1 pseudogene is annotated in these 3,199 nt (G+C 74.1%); it reads right to left on the bottom strand.

The annotated features are described in order from the left end of the window. Nucleotides 1–82 precede the first annotated feature (82 nt). A pseudogene (gene gcvP, locus AC5LSR_RS05295) lies at nucleotides 83–3,188 on the bottom strand (aminomethyl-transferring glycine dehydrogenase). Between the last annotated feature and the right edge of the window lie 11 nt (nucleotides 3,189–3,199).

Here is a 3,199-nt window from a genome sequence, read left to right as displayed (position 1 = left end):
GCGGTCAGGCGCGGACGCGGCGCGGTGTCCGGCGTGCCGGCGCACCGCGCCGATCCGTCTGGGGGACGGGTCCCGCCGCCGGTCAGCCTCGGGTGTCGGCCGGTACCGCCGCGATGCCGGGGGCGGCCGGCGCGCCGCCGGCGAACGCGACGTCCTCGTCCTGGCCGGTATAGGTCGTCACGGGCGGGCAGGTGCAGACCGGGTTGCGGTCGCCGTAGGCGCCGTCGATCCGGCGTACCGGCGGCCAGTACTTCGACTCCCGCAGGGAGGCGACCGGGTAGGCCGCCACCGTCCGGGAGTACGGGTGCGCCCACTCGTCCGCCACCAGCATGGACGCCGTGTGCGGGGCGTTGCGCAGCGGGTTGTCGCTCACCGGCCAGGTGCCCGCCGACCAGGTCGGCCTCCCGGCGGATCGCGATCATCGCCCGGCAGAAGCGTTCGATCTCGGTCAGGTCCTCGCTCTCGGTCGGCTCGATCATCAGCGTCCCGGGTACCGGGAACGACATCGTCGGCGCGTGGAAACCGTAGTCGATCAGCCGTTTGGCCACGTCGTCCACGGTGACCCCGGTGCTTTTCGTCAGCGGGCGCAGGTCGAGGATGCACTCGTGTGCGACCAGGCCGTCACGTCCGGTGTAGAGCACCGGGTAGTGGGACGACAGCCGCCAGGCGATGTAGTTGGCGCCCAGGACCGCCACCGAGGTGGCCCGGCGCAGCCCGGCGGCACCCATCAGCCGGATGTACGCCCAGGGGATCATCAGGATGCCCGCCGACCCCCACGGCGCCCCGGCGATCGGCCCGACACCGGTGGCCGGCCCCGCCTCGGGCCGCAGCGGATGGTTGGGCAGGTAGGGCGCGAGCCGTTCGACCACCGCGACCGGGCCGACACCCGGGCCGCCGCCGCCGTGCGGGATGCAGAACGTCTTGTGCAGGTTCAGGTGGCTCACGTCCGCCCCGAACGTCCCCGGCCGGGCCAGCCCCACCAGGGCGTTGAGGTTCGCGCCGTCGACGTAGACCAGCCCGCCGCAGGAGTGCACCAGGTCGCAGGCCCGCCCGATGCCCTCCTCGTAGACACCGTGCGTCGACGGATAGGTCACCATCAGCGCGGCCAGCCGGTCGGAGTAGGCGGACGCCTTCGCGGCCAGATCCTCCAGGTCCACGTTGCCGTCGCTGTCGCAGGCGACCACCACGACCCGCATCCCGGCCATGACCGCGCTCGCCGCGTTCGTCCCGTGCGCGGACGACGGGATCAGGCAGACGTCCCGGGCCGGCCGGCCCGCCACGGCGTGGTCGCGGTGGTAGGCGCGGATGGCCAGCAGCCCGGCGAGCTCCCCCTGGCTGCCCGCGTTCGGCTGCAGGGACACGGCCGCGTAGCCGGTGATCGCCACCAGCCACTTCTCCAGGTCGCGGATGAGCTCCAGGTAGCCGGCGGCCTGGTCCAGCGGCGCGAACGGGTGGATGTCGGCGAAGTCCGGCCAGGTCACCGCGGCCATCTCGGTCGTGGCGTTCAGCTTCATCGTGCAGGAGCCGAGCGGGATCATGCCGCGGTCGAGCGCCAGGTCCTTGTCGGCGAGGTGGCGCAGGTAACGCAGCATCGCCGTCTCGGACCGGTACCGGTGGAACACCGGATGCTCCAGGTAGGGGCTCGCCCGCACCAGCTCCGCCGGGATCGCCCGGCCAGCACCGTCGGCGGCACCCTGAGCGCTGGCGGTAGCGGCTCCGACGGCTGTGGCGTTCCGCACCGGCAGCGCGACCACCGACGGGGACGGCAGCGGCGGCACCCCGAACGCCGCCCACACCGCGTGCAGGTCGGCGTCCAGCGTCGTCTCGTTGCAGGAGATGCCGACGTGGTCGGCGTCGACCAGACGCAGGTTCAGCCCGCCGGCGAGCGCCGCGGCGACCACCTCGGCCGCCCGGGACGGCACCTGCGCGAGCACCGTGTCGAAGAAGTGCTCGTGGACGACCCGCACCCCACCGGCCCGCAGCCCCGCGGCGAGGCGCACCGCGTGGCCGTGCACCCGCCCGGCGATCCCGGCCAGCCCCCGCGGGCCGTGGTAGACGGCGTACATCGAGGTCAGCACGGCCGGCAGCACCTGGGCCGTGCAGATGTTACTGGTGGCCTTCTCCCGGCGGATGTGCTGCTCCCGGGTCTGCAGGGCCAGCCGGTAGGCGGGTTCGCCGTCGGCGTCCACCGACACCCCGACCAGCCGGCCCGGCAGCGACCGCTCCAGGCCGGCGCGTACCGCGATGAAACCCGCGTGCGGGCCGCCGAAGCCCAGGCCCAGCCCGAACCGCTGCGCGCTGCCGACCGCGATGTCCGCCCCGAACTCACCCGGCGCGGCCAGCAGCGTCAGCGCCAGCGGGTCGACCGCCACCGCCACGATGATCCCGCGGCCGCGGGCCTGTTCGATCACCGGGCGCGGGTCCCGCAGCGCGCCGTCGGCGGCCGGGTACGCCAGCAGGACGCCGAACGCCGACTCGGCCAGGTGTTCCGGTATACCGGCCGAGAGGTCCATGACGACCACCTCGATCCCCAGCGCCCGGGCCCGGGTACGCAGCACCGCGATCGTCTGCGGCAGCGTCCCCACGTCCACGACGAACCGTGTCTCGGGCTTCTTTGCGGCCCGGCGGGCAAGCTGCATGGCCTCGGCCGCGGCGGTCGACTCGTCCAGCAGCGAGGCCCCGGCCGTCGCGAGGCCGGTCAGATCGGCAATCATGGTCTGGAAGTTGAGCAGCGCCTCCAGGCGCCCCTGGGAGATCTCCGGCTGGTACGGGGTGTACGCCGTGTACCAGGCCGGGTTCTCCAGGACGTTGCGCTGGATCACCCCGGGCAGCACCGCGGGATGGTAACCGAGGCCGATCATCGAAGGCACCGGGCGGTTCCGGCTGCCCAGCCGGCGCAGTTCGGCGAGCACCTCCGGCTCGCTCGCCGCCGGTGGCAGGTCGAGGGTGCTGTCCCGGATCACCTCCGGCACCGCGGCCGCGACCAACGCGTCCAGGCTGGCGTGGCCGAGCCCGTCGAGCATCTTCCGGCGCTCGTCCGCGTCCGGCCCGATGTGCCGGTCGGCGAAGGTGAGCGTCTCGGTGAGCGGCGGGCCGGCCCGGCGCGCCGCCGCGGCCGGTGTGGGCTCGGCCCGCCAGGGCTGTGTCCGGGTGGGCCGCGGTGCCCGCTCGGGCTGCGACGTCCGGATGGGCTGTGACG

The organism is Protofrankia sp. CiP1_Cm_nod4 (genome assembly GCF_982290645.1).
The sequence above is the reverse complement of the archived record's forward strand: the minus strand, read 5'-3'. Positions and strand labels throughout refer to the sequence as shown.